We start from the raw sequence: 15,128 nt of genomic DNA, 5'->3' as shown, positions 1-15,128 counted from the left end.
TCCCCCTTAGAACAACGCCCGGTCTTTGTCATATCGGCGCACGGCATAGTTGGCCAGCAGGATCGTGACGAAGCCCAGAATGGATTGGTAGAAGCCGGCTGCGGACGACATGCCGATATCGTTGTTCGTCGTCAGGGAGCGGAACACGTACGTGTCGATGACATCCGTGGAGGAGAACAGGATTCCGTTGTTGCCGACCATGTTGTAGAACATCCCGAAGTCGCCGCGGAAGATGTTGCCGACGGCCAGCAGCACGAGGATGATGACGGTCGGATACAGGTTCGGGATTGTGATGTGCAGCATCCGCTGGAAGATGTTCGCGCCATCGATCTCCGCCGCCTCGTACATTTCCCTATCCATGCCGGTGATCGCCGCCAAATACATGACCGATCCGTATCCCAGCGCCTTCCATGCCGAGATGACTACGAGAAGCAGCGGCCAATACGACGCCGTGTTGTACACGTCCAGCGGCTGCATGCCCAGCGCCTTCAGCACAACGTTGAGCGTGCCGTAATCGTAGTTGAACAGATTGTAGGCGATCGCCCCGACGACGACCCAGGAGATGAAGTAAGGCAGGAACATCATCGTCTGGAAAATTTTGCGGAACCACGGTCTGGCCGCTTCGAACAGCAGGATGGCGGCGGCGATCTGCAGCACGTTGTTCACGATGATGAACGCGATATTGTACAGCGCCGTGTTGCGCGTCACCCGCCAGGCATCGCCGGATTCGAAGAAAAAGCGGAAGTTGTCCAGCCCGTTCCAAGGGCTCCCGAATACGCCTCCGGCGTAATTGAACTGCTTGAAGGCCAGCACGATTCCGGCCATCGGAATGTAGGCGAACAGAATGAAAAACAGGACGCCCGGCAGCAGCATCAGCAGCAGCGTCCGGTATTTGAGGACGTCGCCCAAAAAGCCGCTTCGATTCATGTCTTCTCCCCTCTCGATGTCCTTATGCCCTTAGTATAGGACTTCGGACCGAGAGCCCGTCAGTGCGGAGAACAACTAAAACCGATACTTTTTCCACGATGTTCACGAGGTTGGGAGCCGGGGCTGGCGCTCAGATTTGCTGCTTCTTCCGGTATTCGCCAGGCGACATGCCGGTGGATTGCTTGAACTGCCGGTTGAAATACACGATATTTTTGTAGCCCATCCGATCCGCGATTTCATAGATTTTAAGGGAAGGGTCCTGCAGCAGGGAGCAGGTCCGAGCCAGCTTGCGCTCCAGCAGAAACTCGCTGAACGGCTGTCCGGTCTCTTCCTTGAACAGATGGCCCAAATAGTTCGGAGTGAAATTGAAGCGAGCCGCCGTTTCCTTCAGCGTCACCCGCTGCTCGAGCCTCTCCTCCACATAGCCGATGATGTCCTCGATCAGCTTGCGGTTGTGGCGCCTGCTCTTGAGCAGCAGCAGCTCGGACAGCTCGAAGAGGCGCTTGCGCAGCCAGGACAGCACATCGCTTACCGTCTCGAACTGGAACAGGACGGAAGGCTCATGGCTTTCCCATCTCAGCAGCTCGTACAGATTCTCGTTCATCGCCTTGAGATCGGCATGCAGCTTGGAGGTCATGCGGATGATGAGATGGTAGGCGTCGCTGCGCTGCCGTCCCGGCATGCCGAACAGCTCCATGAGGCCGTTGTCGATGCCGACCAGATCATACTGGAGGATCGCCTCCAGCATCCGCTCGACGATCCGGTCCAGCTGCACGGTCGCCTCCGCATCTCCATGCGACGCGGGATCCTCTGTGATGACACGGTTCTTGCCGAGCAGCCACTTGGCGCTGAGAGCCGCCTGGGCTTCCCGGTAGGAGGCGGGCAGCTCTTCCCAGCGCTCCGCCGCCGTGCCGCAGCCGATCGTCACCGTCAGCGGAAATGCCTCGGCGACGGCATCGACCAGCTGCTGCAGCTCCTCTCCGTCAGGCATGCCAGCCGTCGAGCGCAGCAGCAGAGCCCTGCCTCCCGGAAGGCCGGAGACGAGCAGCCCCATTCTTTTCTCCCGCACGTAATCGCCGATGAAAGCGATGATCGCCTCGGTCAGCTCCTTGCGGCCGGCATCCGGCAGATGGCGGGTCTTGCGCTCCAGATCGTCGAGCTCGATCAGGGCAGCGGCGGCGCATGACGGAACAAGCGGCGCGATATGGGGACGCAGATGCTCCTGGGCGGAAGGCTCCGCGTCGCCGGCAAGCCAGCGCAGCAGCCATTCCCTGGAAGCCACCGTCAGCGCTTCCGATACGCTGCGGGTCGCCTGCCGCTCCCTCTCGATTCCGGCGCACAGTCCTGAGAGCATGCCGAGCAGCTCTTCATCGTCGACTGGCTTGAGCAGATAGCCGGACGCTCCGAGCTGGAGCGCTTCCTTGGCATACCGGAAGTCCTCATGGCCGCTGATGAAGACGACCTTGGCGGCCGGCACTTTATCCTTCGCCTTGCGGGCGAATTCGACTCCCGACATGATCGGCATCCGGATATCCGAGAGGATGATGTCTACCGGCTGCCGCTCCAGAAACTCCATGGCGGCAAAACCGCTGTTCACCGTTCCGGCGATCTCGACCGGAAGGCTGCTCGCGGCGATGCGCCGCCGCAGCCATTCGAGATCGACCTTTTCATCATCCACGAGCAAAATGCTGATATCGCCTGTCATGCTGTCGTCCTCCTGTCCGCCGGCTGCAGTCCGGCCCCGTCCTGTTCCTCCGCAAAGTCCGAATCCGCCGGAAGCAGGATCCGTACAGTCGTGCCGGCTCCGTAAATGCTGGCCGCATCGACCCCATATTCCGGGCCGTAGCGGAGCTTGATCCGTTCATCGACGTTGCGGATACCGTATCCGCCTTCGTTCCGGCTCGGTCCGGACATGATTTCCCGAAGCGCATCCGGCCTTATCCCGATGCCGTTGTCGATGATTTTGAGCTCCAGCGTCCCGCCGACTACCCGGCCGCTGATGAGAATCCCGATGGAATCTCCGAACCAGGCATGCTTGAATATATTTTCCACGAATGGCTGCAAAATCAGCTTCATCACTTGCAGGTCCCGGATGCCCTCTTCGATATCCGTGTATACCGTGAAGGAATCCGCGTACTTCACTCTCTGGATGTCCAAATAAGTCTGGATCTGCTCCAGCTCAAGTCCGAGCGGAATATACACCTTGCCTCCGTTCAGGGACAGCCGGTAAAAGCGCGACAGCCCCTTGACCATCTCCGTCACTTCCTTGGCCTGTCCCATATTGGCAAGGCTGCTGATCGTGGAGAGAGTGTTGTAAAGGAAATGGGGATTGATCTGCGCCTGCAGGGCTTCCAGCTCGGCCTGCTTGCGGCTCAGCCCTTGGACGTACACGCTGTTGATCAGCTCCTTGATATGGGAAGCCATATTGTTGAACGCCTGCGCGATCTGGACAAATTCGTCGCGGCCGCCGAAGCGGATCCGCTTCTCGAAGCTGCCGTCCTGGAAAGACTGGAGCAGCGTCACGATCTTCCGCATCTTGCGTCCCGACAGCCGCGCCACGAGCAGCCCGATCAGCGCCATGACCGCGAAGCTCGCGGAGCAGACGCCGAGGATGAGCAGGCGCAGCCGCTTGGCATCCTCCTGCAGGTACTCCTGCGACACGAGCGCCCGCAGCGAATAGCCCGTTCCCGGAATCGCCTCGTTAAGAGCGAGGTACCCATTCTCTGCGGGGTCCGCTTCGCCCTTCTGATACGTGACCGCTTCCGACTGGTCGTCCAGCAGCTGGAGCGTGATTCCCTTCTCTTCGGGAAAAGCCTCGAAGCGCCCGAGCAGCTCGTCCAGCGAAGTCGTGATGCGGATATACCCGATGACGGTCTGATAGTCATTGTAGGAAATCAGCCGCGTCAAGTGGGAAAGGTTGCCCAGAGAGGCATCGCTGTCGACCTGCATCCACTTGGCTCCGACGCCTTCGCTCGCCTCCCGCACCCAGGCGCTGCCGGCCACCCTGTCGGCGGAGAGGACGTAATAATCGCTGTCCTGGATCGGCGTGTTCAGATCGTCGCCTTCGATCTCGTAGAGGTCTGGATTGGTCGTATACAGCACGATGCGCAGATTGCTGCCGAACAGCTGCAGAGGGGCTCGAAGCTGGGGCACGACTTCGTCGAGCATCGTCAAGTACGTCTGCAGATCGTCGCCATGCTTCTGCAGCGCCTTTTGAAAAGGAACGCTTCCGAACAACGTGTCGGAGATGCGCGTGATCTCGTCCATCTGGTATTTCATGCTGCTCCTCGTCTGCTGCATCGCCGCCCGGATGTTCGTCTGAGCGATCTCCGTGCGGGAGTCGACCAGCATCCGGTAGGAGATCGTCCCGATGAGCGCGTCCGTCAGCAGGACGAGCAGCAGATAGGGAATCATCATTTTATAGGAATAGGGAATATAGGATCCCATTTGTAGTTTTCTGCGCAACTGGTTCCCCTCCGGTCATCGTGCTGCGGTAATCCAATACCCCATTGTAACCCGCCGGGCTCTTCATTCCCATGGAGGAAGACAACGCTTTCTTATACCTTTTCCACGATATTCGGAATACTGTCCACTGTAGTATCTCTCCTCCCCGCACCGGAGCGATGCCGGAAAACAACGTTGATAACCGTGAAGAAATCATTGCTGCGCTCAGCTGTCCGCCGAATGGAGAACGCTTACAATTCAAGGTGAAAGGAGGCTCCGGCATTATTCGCCATTGCTTTTCCCATCAGAAGAGGAGGAATCGGAATCATGAAATGGACCTTCAAAAGCAAGACCTTCAAAAGCAAGACCTTCAAAAGCAAAGGATCGCTGCTCAGTCTCGCGCTGGCTGCCGTCATGCTGATCTCGCCGCTCGCCTATCATGGCGGGGGCCGCGCGGAAGCCGCACCTGCGTTCGCCAAGGGAGCCGACATCAGCTGGGTAGCCGGCATGGAAGCCCAAGGATACAAATGGAAGGACAAAAACGGAACGACCCGGGATATCCTGAACATTCTGAAGACCGACTACGGCCTGAATTCCGTCCGCATCCGGGTGTGGGTGAATCCGAACATGAGCGATTACGGCAACGGCTACATGAACGCCGACAAAGCCGCCTCCCTGGCCGTCCGAGCCAAGGCTCAAGGCATGAGCGTCATGCTGACGCTCCATTACAGCGACTCCTGGGCGGATCCCGGCCAGCAGACCAAGCCTGCGGCATGGAAATCGCACACCTTCCAGCAGCTGATGGATGCCGTCTGGTCGCATTCCGTATCCATCATGAACAAGATGAAAGCCCAAGGAGTGGCGCCGGATTGGGTGCAGATCGGCAACGAGACGAACAACGGCATGCTGTGGGAGGACGGCAAGGCGTCCGTCTCGATGAAGAACTACGCCTGGCTCGTCAATACGGGCAACAATGCGGTCAAGAGCGTCTTTCCTTCCGCCAAGACGATCGTCCACATCGCGAACGGATACGACAACGCGCTGTTCGTCTGGAACATCGGCGGTCTGATCAGCAACGGGGCGACCTTCGACGCCATCGGCATGTCGCTGTATCCGACGGCGACGGATTGGCAGGCTAAGGTCGACCAGACGATCGCCAACGCCAATGACATGATCAGCCGTTACGGGAAAAGCGTCATCATCTCCGAGATCGGCTTGGACTACAATCAGCCGGCAGCCGCCAAAAGCTTCATCGCCGACATCAAGACGAAAGTAAGAAATATCGCGGGCGGCAAAGGCCTCGGCGTATTCTATTGGGAGCCGGAAGCGACCCCGGGCTACAACTCCGGGTACAACAAGGGCGCCTGGCAGGCGGACGGCAAGCCGACCGTCGCCTTGGAAGGCTTTTTGAACTAGCGGCGCTTGAATTCCGTGGATGAGCCAGACAAGGCGGACTACAGCCTGGAGGCGCTGTTCGGCAAGCTCGACGGAATGGGCTGGTAGGTCTGGAAAGGATTGAAAGACTGCGTACAGAACTTAAAATCAAAGCTCGAAGCTTAAGGTTCAAACGGATATCCAAGGTCCGAAGCCCAGAGACCAAAGACCAAAGACCAAAGCTCAGAGACCAAGGCCAAAGCTCAGAGACCAAGGCCAAAGCTCAGAGACCAAGGCCGAAGCTCAGACCAAGGCCAAAGCTCAAGCCGTTTATAAGCTAAAAACAAAGCTCAAAGGTCAAAGCTCAAAGCAGTTTTAAAGTTAAACCCAAGCTCAATGTTCCCAACGCCGGCTCAACCCAAAGCCCTCCCAGCATAAAGCCCCTTCAGAAAGGGATTAAATAACCAAAACCCGGTCATGCCGCTCGGCCTTTAGACCAAACCCAAAAAAGAAAAAACCGCTGTTATCCGGTCCTTTCGGTCCGGGTAACAGCGGTTTTGGCTTGATTAAACTCCTTGCACCGCGTACATGCGGTCGCGCAAAGCTTGAATGTCTTTATTTTCAAGGTACTCGTCGTAGGTTGTCATCCGGTCGATGATGCCTCCCGGCGTGATCTCGATGATGCGGTTGGCGATCGTCTGCACGAACTGATGGTCATGCGAAGTGAACAGGACGGTGCAGTCCGTGTCGATGAGTCCGTTGTTGAGCGCCGTGATGGACTCGAGGTCCAAGTGGTTGGTCGGTTCGTCCATGATGAGCACGTTGGAGCCCGAAAGCATCATCTTGGAGAGCATGCAGCGGACCTTCTCTCCTCCGGAGAGGACGTCGGCTTTTTTCAGCGCTTCGTCGCCGGAGAACAGCATGCGTCCCAGGAAGCCGCGGATGAACGATTCGTCCTGATCCTTGGAGTATTGGCGCAGCCAATCGACGAGGTTGTCCTCGACGCCGTCGAAATACTTGGAGTTGTCCTTAGGGAAATATCCTTGGGTCGTCGTAATGCCCCATTGGAACGAACCCGCGTCAGGCTCAAGCTCGCCGGTGATGAGCTGGAAGAACACCGTCTTCGGCAGGGTGTTCGGGCCGACAAAAGCGATCTTGTCGCCCTTGTTCACCGTCAGCGTCAGGTTGTCGATCAGCTTCTCGCCGTCGATCGTCTTGGTCAGGCCGTCGATCAGCAGCAGCTGCTTGCCGGCTTCGCGCTCGCCCTTGAAGTTGATGAACGGATATTTCCGGCTGGAAGGACGGATATCGTCCAGAGTGATCTTGTCGAGCATCTTCTTCCGGCTCGTCGCTTGCTTGGACTTGGACTTGTTGGCGCTGAAGCGCTGGATGAACGCCTGCAGCTCCTTGACCTTGTCTTCCTTCTTCTTGTTGGCGTCGCGCTGGAGCGCGAGGGCCAGCTGGCTGGACTCGTACCAGAAGTCGTAGTTGCCGACGTACATCTGTACTTTGCCGAAGTCGATGTCAGCGATATGCGTACATACCTGGTTCAGGAAGTGACGGTCATGGCTGACTACGATGACGGTGCCTTCGAAGGTGGAGAGGAACTTCTCCAGCCATTCGATGGACTGCATATCCAAGTGGTTGGTAGGCTCATCGAGCAGCAGGATGTTCGGGGTGCCGAACAGCGCTTGAGCGAGCAGGACGCGGATTTTTGCGTTGCCGTCCAGGTCCTTCATCAGCTTGTCGTGCAGATCCGGCGTAATGCCGAGGCCGTTCAGCATTTCCGCGGCTTCGGATTCGGCTTCCCAGCCGTTCATGTCCGCGAACTCGGCTTCGAGCTCGCCCGCGCGCATGCCGTCCTCGTCGGTGAAGTCCGCTTTGGCGTACAGGGCGTTCTTCTCGTTCATGACTTCATAGAGCTTTTTGTGGCCCATGATGACGGTCATGAGTACCGGCACTTCGTCGTATTCGAAATGGTTCTGCTTCAGGACGGCCATGCGCTCGCCCGGAGTGATGTGGACCTCGCCCGTGTTCGGCTCGATCTCGCCGGAGAGGATTTTGAGGAATGTCGATTTGCCCGCTCCGTTCGCTCCGATTAGGCCGTAGCAGTTGCCCGGCGTGAACTTGATATTGACGTCTTCAAAAAGCGCTCGCTTGCCGTACCGAAGCGATATTCCGCTCGTACTGATCATTGGTGTGAATCCCGTCCTTCATCTATAGTTTGGCGGATGGCCGCCTGTAGTCAACGGTGTTGAGGTTTTGCAATCCTTGCGGGTTTAGCCAATGCGCCGTCTATATTTCGAGATTGAAACGATGTTGGGGTTCGGGCATCTCAGGATACATGTTCTGGTCTTTCGAGCCTTGAGAATTGTATCTCGATCCATTACAGAGGCGATCTACCGCAAGACAGACTTTCTTAAGTATAGCATATTTCCCGGCAGGTAGGGAAACGTTCGGAGAAACAGGGAATGAATCAGCAGCCCTCCAATCAACGTCTTTCCGAAAGAAGCTGCATCCCTTTTTCCCCGAGCCGATATCGGTGGATTCTTGTCTTTCCGATATGCTCGGGCACAATCCACCCTTCCTCCATCATATGGCGTACCCTTCGTCTTGCTGCAGCCTTGCCGACTTGAAGCCAGAGGCCGGCCTCTGTCATGGTGAACAGTCCGCCACGGGCAGCATACCGGATTAGTTCTCGCTCCCGTGGATCGAGCCGCTCCATTCCACCCGCGGATTGATCATACTTTCCAAGCAGTTCATAGATCGATCTCTTGCATGAATCAGGCTTCTTCTCCAGCTCATCCCGGCTGAAAGGAACAAAAAGATAGCCTCCCAAAGCCATGCATCTCAACCGTTGCCGGTCCAGCGAGAATCGATCCCTGGTCATCATCTCCACGTGAGGCACGTAGCCGTCGCACTCGATTATCATCCGAAGCGGCTCGTAGTACACGTCGGCAAAGAACCTGTATCCTCCCGGACCGGCAAACTCGTATTCCAATTGAAAGCCTTCCAACGATCCGAAGATCGGCATGATGACGTTGCGAAGCAGCAGAATTGTGCCATGCAAATCCTTGCCCAGCATCTCCTCTCGTTGTCCTTTTGCTGATTTGCGCTGGCAGATGATGAAATTTTCTATAGTTGTGTCCGCTAGGCCCACTGCTCTTGAATGGCCTCTTTGCATGTTGAACCCCCCTCTATGAAATAAAAAAAGCCGCTTGCCCGGAGGGACAAGCGGCGTGTTCTTCACGCTCGACTGTTAAAACATGGTTCTTTCATCTCTTTCAATGATAGGATGCTGCTGCTGAATTGGCAAGCTTGTACTTCCTAAGGATACTTCCCACAGCCTCGCAAGGCTCGTTTTGGACCTTATACCGGGCTCACAGGCATCGACTTAGCTTAGTAAGGTTCGTTTTGAGCCTTATTGCGTGCTCACAGGCCCCGGTCCGGCCCTGTAAGGCTCTTTTTGAGCCTTATTCCGGGCTCACCGGCACCGGTCCGGCCTTGTAAGGCTCGTTTTGGGCCTTATTCCGGGCTCACCGGCACCGGCACAGCTTCGTAAGGCTCGTTTCGAGCCTTATTGCGTGCTCACAGGCACTCGGCACAGCTTCGTAAGGCTCGTTTCGAGCCTTATTGCGGGCTCACCAGCACCGGTCCGGCCTTGTAAGGCTCGTTTTGGGCCTTATTCCGGGCTCACAGGCACCGGCACAGCTTCGTAAGGCTCGTTTCGAGCCTTATTGCGTGCTCACCGGCCCCGGCACAACCTTGTAAGACTCGTTTTGGGCCTTATTACGTGCTCACCGGCACCGGCACAGCTTCTTAAGGCTCGTTTTGGGCCTTATTCCGGGCTCACAGGCACCGGCACAACCTTGTAAGACTCGTTTTGGGCCTTATTACGTGCTCACCGGCACCTGTCCGGCCTTGTAAGGCACGTTTTGAGCCTTATTCCAAACTCACTGGTACCGGCATGGCCTCGTAAGACTCGTTCTGGGCCTTATTCCTAACTCACCTGTACCGCACGGCTTCACAAGGCTCGTTTTGGACCTTATCCCTTTTTTCTCAAATCCCCGGCATCACGTTGCCGCCGTTCACCGGCAAGTAAGCTCCGGTGATGAAGCTTGACAGATCCGAGGCGAGGAATGCGACGGCGTTCGCGATTTCCTGATCGGTTCCGCGGCGCTTCAGAGGCACGGTGCTTTCGTAGCCTTCGTTGCGCTCCGTGCCGTTCTCGCGATCCCGCTCGCTGATCGTCCAGCCCGGCGCCACTTGGTTGACGGTGATGCCGTCGCCGCCGACCTCCTTGGCGAGCACGCGGTATACGCCGTCCATTCCCCGCTTGCCCGCCGTATAGGCGGATTGCCCAGGGAAGTTCTGCATCGCGCATTCCGTATTGATGCCGATGAAACGTCCCTTGCCCTTGGCTTGCATGCCGGGGATGAAGGCTTTGGCCAGATGCACGCTCTGCAGCACGCAGGACTCGAACTGGCTGACGTAATCCTCCACAGGCTGCTCCAGCACTGAGGTCCACTCATATTGAATGACCGCATTAGCCACAATAATATCGATGCTGCCGAAGCCGGCGGCCACGGCATCCCGCATCGCCGATACGGAATCAAGCTGAGTGATGTCCGCCTGAGCGATCATTACGTTCCGGCCCATGGCGGCAATCTCCGCATGCAGCTCCAGCGCTTTTGCCTCGCTGCCTCGGTAATGCAGAACCACATCCGCGCCGCATTCCGCAAGCGTGCGGGCAATGACGCGCCCGAGCTGTCCCGTCGATCCCGTCACCAGCGCCGTTCTTCCCGTGAGATCCAGCCTCAGGCCGCCGCTCATGAGCTTGCCCCTGCCGGGACGCGGAAATCGATCTCCAGGAAGCGGGAGACCTCCGATTCCCAGCGTTCCTTCACGAAAGATACATGGAAAGGATGCTCATTGTAGAGCCGGTAATCCTCCTCATCCTTGAAGTCCATCGTAAAGATGTACTGGTAGTCATTTTTCAAACTGATCTGTCCGCTTGCTGCGAATTGACGCACATACGGGATAGAGGTCAGGATGCGTTCCCCGTCTTCGAGAAATGCACCTGCTTCCCTGGAGCCTTGCGGATGCTTGAGATCGAAAATAACCATGTGGCGGATCCATTCCTTGCTCGTTGACATGATCGTTCCTCCTGACAGTTGAGATTCATGGTTCAGCAAAGCCTTCTCCTCGTTCCACCATTCGGTGTGCACACAGCGCAGAGAACGCTGGAAAGAGAGCAGGCTTGCTATTTTCGATCCACCTGAAAAACAAGGCCTGCCGGGCATCCGGCAAGCCTTCTCTCTCTCGTATGAAGCCGCCTCAGTTCCAGGACAGCTTGACTTCGCTGCCCGTACGGGAGGATTCGTAGATCGCATCCAGGATGCGGTTGTTCGTGTAGCCCGTCATCGCGGAGCTGATCGGCTCGCGGCCGGTGCTGATGCAGTCCAGGAAGTGGCGGCTGAGCAGGATCCGATCGTCGTCGCCGGACAGCGGAACGATCTCCTCCTGCACGACGCCTTCCTCGCTATGCGTCACATAAAGGCCGCTGCTGCCTGCATAATAGGCTCCGCCTTCGGTTCCCATCAGATGAATGAACGGATCTTCGCCGAGACCGGCGGAATGGGCCGCCCAGCTTACTTCGAGCGTCAACGTCGCGCCGTTGTCCATCTTGATCATCGCCGTAGCCAGATCCTCGACGTCGTAATAACCGTCCCAGTTCGGCGTGCCCCAGTTGCCGATGCCCTCGCGGCGCGGGCCGAACTCGGCATAGGTCGTGCCGTAGACGCTGACCGGGCGGGGATTGCCCATCAGATAAAGAGACAGGTCAAGCATATGCACGCCGATGTCGATGAGCGGGCCGCCGCCGGCCATATCCTTGCGGGTAAACCAGGATCCCCAGCCCGGGATGCCTTTCTTGCGCCACCAGCCTGTCTTCGCGTTGTATACGCGTCCCAGCTTGCCCTCGTCGATGTAGCCTTTGATCGCGCGGCTCAGGCCGCCAAAGCGCATCTGATGCGCCACCATCAGCACCTTGCCGGAAGCATGCTTGGCGTCCAGTATGGCGCGGGCATCCTCCAGGCTGATCGCCATCGGCTTCTCCAGCAGCACATGCTTGCCCTGCTTGAGGGCTTCGATGGCGAGGGAAGCATGGAACTGGTTCGGCACGCAGATGACGACAGCGTCGAGATCAGGGTTCTCCAGCAGCTCCTGCGGGTTCCCATGAACGGTTGGTATGCCGTGCTCCTCGGCTCTTTTCTCTGCGAGGGGAAGGAACACGTCGGTAACGGCCTCTATCTTCACTTCCGGAATTTGCTTGAAAATATCCATATGGACATTGCCGATGCCGCCTGCTCCAATAATGCCTATGCGCAGCGGTGATTGGGTCATGGTCGAATCCTCCTGTATCGTGCTTGTCCCAACCAGTATATCACGGTTGAAACCGCTTAACGATGTGGGATCTTGGCGCCTTCATGTCCAAAGTTGGCACGGCGGCCGAGGCCCGGAGGAAATCAGCCGCCCATCTTCCACGTCTCTCCATGCGGGAGCATGACGAGCCTGTCGGATTCCAGCCCGCAGGAGCATCGGCCGGATTCCAGCCGCTCAAGCGCCTCCTGCGGCGTATCGTCAGCCAGCTTGAAGGCGCCGTAATGCATAGGGACGAACAGCTTGGCGCCGAGATCGCGGAAAGCCTGCAGCGCCTGCTCCGGCGTCGTATGCTGCGGCCCCATGAACGCTTCGGGATCGTATGCGCCGATCGGCAGCATGGCGACATCGATCTTGAAGCGCCGGCCGATATCCGTGAAGCCGCGGAAATAACCGCTGTCTCCCGCAAAATAAATCGTCGGATACTGCCCTGCGCAAGGACGGGGAGCTTCCGGATGGAACGGATCGTACGGCCCTCTCATGGCGGCTTCCGACGGCTCTCCCATGGCGGCTTCCGACGTCCCTCTCATGGCCGCTTCCGACGGCCCCCCCCTCTCGCCTCCTGCATCGGCTGCTTGAGGATCGAGCGCGGTTCCCGATGCCGGCTCTTGATCCGGGCAGCCCTCTACAGCGTCTCCCGAAGCTTGCTCACGAGCATTTTGCCAGTCGCTTTCCGGATTCCGTCCGCTCGCAGCTTCAGCGGCGTCCAAAGCTCGCTCTCTTTCAAGATGCCAAGCCTCTCCCGCTGGATGCCCGCTCGCAGCTTCAGCGGCGCCCTCATGCGAGAGGCTTGGACCCTGGCTTGACCGTGATTCGCCTGGAGACGCTGCAGCTGCTATCGTTCCTTCGCCTGGAACTTGGCTCAAGCCATGCTCGGGCTGGATGACCCAGCCGCCCCAATGCGAGGCGTTCATATCCCAGGGACTGCGGCGGGTCCAATGCTGGCTCGGAACGAAGGTCAGCTTGAGCCCGCGGAAGTGGAAGCTCTCCCACCAGTGCAGCTCATGCACGCGGGCGAAGCCTTTGCCTCGCAGCTTGGCGCCGAGACCGGCCGGTACGAGAATCGTCTTGGAGCCTCCAAGCCGGCGAAGGGAAGCCATGTGGAGATGGTCGTAATGCGAATGCGACACGAGCACGAGGTCGACCGGAGGCATCTGCTCCAGCTCGACGCCGGGCGGCGTGAGGCGGCGTTGAAACGCCATCTTGCCTGCCCATACCGGATCGGTCACGATATTTACGCCGGCCAGCTGGATCAGAAAGGTCGAATGCCCGATCCAGGTGAGCGACGGCTGCTGGCGGTTGCGGTGCAGGAAGTCCAGGTCGGGAGCTGCGTTCGGCACCGCGAACGAGTAGTCCCGGTCCTGGCGGTTCCATATTTTCTCCTGCCTCCAGCGCTTGAAATGCTTGGAAGTCTTCTGTGTGGAGACCGGGTCCATATTGTCGAACTTGGATTTGGCCATGATGTGATTCCTCGCTTTCGAAGGCTGGCGGGCGACCGGCCGATATGCCGGACCGCCTGTCTTGTACCTTACCATATCAATCTGCCGGTCTCCGATCAACTGCATCGGGCCAGCCGTCATTCGCTTCGGTCCTCCGATTGAGTTACACTGGAGGCAGAGCTTCATCTTCTTACCCCTTTACAGGAGGAACGAATAATGAATCTAATATCCATTGAGCCTACCCCGAGTCCCAACTCGATGAAATTGAACGTGAACGAAATGCTGCCGAGAGGCCGCCGGTTCACGTACTCGCCTGCCGAAGCGGACACGGCGCCGGAGCCGCTGCAGTCGCTGCTCTCGATCGACGGCGTGCGCGGCGTGTTCCGCACCGCCGACTTCATCGCCCTCGACCGCAAGCCCGGCGCAGACTGGGCCGCCATCCTGGCGGAAGCCCGCCGAATCCTCCAGGCTGAGGACGGAGGCCAGGCTGCCGCGGCCGGTCCCGAGTCGGCGGCCAGCTTCGGCGAGGCGCATGTGCTCGTCCAGATGTTCCGCGGCATCCCGATCCAAGTCCGCGTCCGCCTTGGCGACGGAGAGACCCGTGCCGCGATGCCGGCCAAGTTCACCGATGCGGTCGGCCGCGCTGCCGGCTCCACGATGATCCGCGAGCGGCGGCTGGAGGAATTCGGCGTCCGTTACGGCGAGCCGGAGGAGATCGCCGCCGAGATCGTGCGCGAGCTCGAAGCGGCCTATCCGGCCGAGAGGCTGGACGCTCTCGTCGAGGCCTCGCTTGCAGCCGGCCCCGGCGAAGCCCCTGCCGAGGCGGCTGTCCGTCCTGCGCCGCTGAGCGCGGCCGAAGCCGAGCCGCTCATGGCGGCGGAAGATTGGCAGAGCCGTTATGCGGCGCTCGAGCGGCTGTCGCCGGATGAGAGCGCGCTGCCGCTGCTGGAGCGCGCCCTCGGCGACGAGAACGCCAGCATCCGGCGCCTCGCCGTCGTTTATCTCGGCGACCTTCGCGAGAGCCCGGCGGCGCTGCCGCTGCTGATTCGCGGGCTGCGCGACAAGTCGGCCTCCGTGCGCCGCACGGCCGGCGACACGCTGTCCGATCTCGGCGATGCGGGCGCTACAGGCGCAATGATTGAAGCGCTCAAGGACCGCAACAAGCTGGTCCGCTGGCGCGCGGCCCGGTTCCTGTACGAGGTCGGCGACGAGAGCGCGCTCGAAGCGCTCGAAGAAGCCGCGCAGGATGCCGAATTCGAGATCAAGCTGCAGGCGCAGATCGCGCTGGAGCGCATCCGCCGCGGCGAGGAAGCCGCCGGCTCCGTCTGGCAGCAGATGACGGCGATGCGCAGCCGCGAGAGCGAAGCCAAGCCGGAATAACCGCAAGGCGGGATAACCGCAAGGCGGGATAACCGCAAGGCGGGATAACCGCAAGGCGGAATAACCGCAAGGCGGAATAACCGCAAGGCGGGATAACCGCAAAAAAACAAACAGCCCTTTGGC

General features: G+C 58.8%; 10 protein-coding genes and 2 pseudogenes. 2 read left to right on the top strand and 10 right to left on the bottom strand.

The annotated features are described in order from the left end of the window. Nucleotides 1-6 precede the first annotated feature (6 nt). From AC06G8_RS05385 to AC06G8_RS05375, 3 genes are all read right to left on the bottom strand, one after another. Complete coding sequence (locus AC06G8_RS05385) at nucleotides 7-927, bottom strand: ABC transporter permease (protein ID WP_447662679.1); 921 nt, start codon at nucleotides 925-927, stop codon at nucleotides 7-9. Nucleotides 928-1,057: 130 nt separating this feature from the next. Then, on the bottom strand, nucleotides 1,058-2,632 hold the full coding sequence (locus tag AC06G8_RS05380) for a response regulator (protein WP_480284635.1): 1,575 nt from the start codon (nucleotides 2,630-2,632) through the stop codon (nucleotides 1,058-1,060). Further along, nucleotides 2,629-4,392, bottom strand: coding sequence for a sensor histidine kinase (locus tag AC06G8_RS05375; protein ID WP_480284634.1), 1,764 nt, complete (start codon nucleotides 4,390-4,392; stop codon nucleotides 2,629-2,631). The genes AC06G8_RS05380 and AC06G8_RS05375 overlap by 4 nt, the downstream gene beginning before the upstream one ends. A gap of 393 nt (nucleotides 4,393-4,785) precedes the next feature. Between AC06G8_RS05375 and AC06G8_RS05370 the strand changes: the two genes are divergently transcribed. Beyond that, entirely contained in the window at nucleotides 4,786-5,787 is a 1,002-nt protein-coding gene (locus AC06G8_RS05370; protein WP_480285388.1) for a glycoside hydrolase family 53 protein, read from the top strand. Nucleotides 5,788-6,311: 524 nt separating this feature from the next. Here the strand turns inward: AC06G8_RS05370 and AC06G8_RS05365 are convergent. The 7 genes and pseudogenes from AC06G8_RS05365 to AC06G8_RS05335 all read right to left on the bottom strand — a co-directional run. Continuing rightward, the gene (locus AC06G8_RS05365) at nucleotides 6,312-7,940 is read right to left on the bottom strand and encodes an ABC-F family ATP-binding cassette domain-containing protein (protein ID WP_447662676.1); all 1,629 of its coding nucleotides are present in this window, start codon (nucleotides 7,938-7,940) and stop codon (nucleotides 6,312-6,314) included. Between the two features lie 296 nt (nucleotides 7,941-8,236). Then, complete coding sequence (locus tag AC06G8_RS05360; protein ID WP_480284633.1) at nucleotides 8,237-8,995, bottom strand: hypothetical protein; 759 nt, start codon at nucleotides 8,993-8,995, stop codon at nucleotides 8,237-8,239. A gap of 809 nt (nucleotides 8,996-9,804) precedes the next feature. Further along, nucleotides 9,805-10,566 carry an SDR family NAD(P)-dependent oxidoreductase gene (locus tag AC06G8_RS05355; protein WP_480285387.1) on the bottom strand — a complete coding sequence of 254 codons (762 nt, stop codon included), beginning with the start codon at nucleotides 10,564-10,566 and terminating at the stop codon, nucleotides 9,805-9,807. Between the two features lie 8 nt (nucleotides 10,567-10,574). Next, complete coding sequence (locus AC06G8_RS05350) at nucleotides 10,575-10,901, bottom strand: Dabb family protein (protein ID WP_480284632.1); 327 nt, start codon at nucleotides 10,899-10,901, stop codon at nucleotides 10,575-10,577. 181 nt (nucleotides 10,902-11,082) lie between these two features. After that, nucleotides 11,083-12,150 carry a Gfo/Idh/MocA family protein gene (locus AC06G8_RS05345; protein ID WP_480284631.1) on the bottom strand — a complete coding sequence of 356 codons (1,068 nt, stop codon included), beginning with the start codon at nucleotides 12,148-12,150 and terminating at the stop codon, nucleotides 11,083-11,085. A 122-nt stretch (nucleotides 12,151-12,272) separates the two neighbouring features. Then, nucleotides 12,273-12,608, bottom strand: a pseudogene (locus AC06G8_RS05340) (MBL fold metallo-hydrolase); the annotation flags it as partial. A gap of 456 nt (nucleotides 12,609-13,064) precedes the next feature. Next, nucleotides 13,065-13,622: pseudogene (locus tag AC06G8_RS05335) on the bottom strand (MBL fold metallo-hydrolase); the annotation flags it as partial. 219 nt (nucleotides 13,623-13,841) lie between these two features. On the opposite strand from AC06G8_RS05335, the gene AC06G8_RS05330 reads away from it, so the two are divergent. Further along, entirely contained in the window at nucleotides 13,842-15,005 is a 1,164-nt protein-coding gene (locus tag AC06G8_RS05330) for a virulence factor (protein WP_480284630.1), read from the top strand. Nucleotides 15,006-15,128: the final 123 nt, after the last annotated feature.

It is taken from the genome of Paenibacillus sp. SJS-P3 (genome assembly GCF_056711585.1).
The sequence above is the reverse complement of the archived record's forward strand: the minus strand, read 5'-3'. Positions and strand labels throughout refer to the sequence as shown.

What these genes read in the sequence shown, in the direction of transcription:
- AC06G8_RS05385 (WP_447662679.1), bottom strand. Translation starts at nt 927, where the DNA reads ATGAATCGAAGCGGCTTTTTGGGCGACGTCCTCAAATACCGGACGCTG.
- AC06G8_RS05380 (WP_480284635.1), bottom strand. Translation starts at nt 2,632, where the DNA reads ATGACAGGCGATATCAGCATTTTGCTCGTGGATGATGAAAAGGTCGAT.
- AC06G8_RS05370 (WP_480285388.1), top strand. Translation starts at nt 4,786, where the DNA reads ATGCTGATCTCGCCGCTCGCCTATCATGGCGGGGGCCGCGCGGAAGCC.
- AC06G8_RS05365 (WP_447662676.1), bottom strand. Translation starts at nt 7,940, where the DNA reads ATGATCAGTACGAGCGGAATATCGCTTCGGTACGGCAAGCGAGCGCTT.
- AC06G8_RS05350 (WP_480284632.1), bottom strand. Translation starts at nt 10,901, where the DNA reads ATGTCAACGAGCAAGGAATGGATCCGCCACATGGTTATTTTCGATCTC.
- AC06G8_RS05345 (WP_480284631.1), bottom strand. Translation starts at nt 12,150, where the DNA reads ATGACCCAATCACCGCTGCGCATAGGCATTATTGGAGCAGGCGGCATC.
- AC06G8_RS05330 (WP_480284630.1), top strand. Translation starts at nt 13,842, where the DNA reads ATGAATCTAATATCCATTGAGCCTACCCCGAGTCCCAACTCGATGAAA.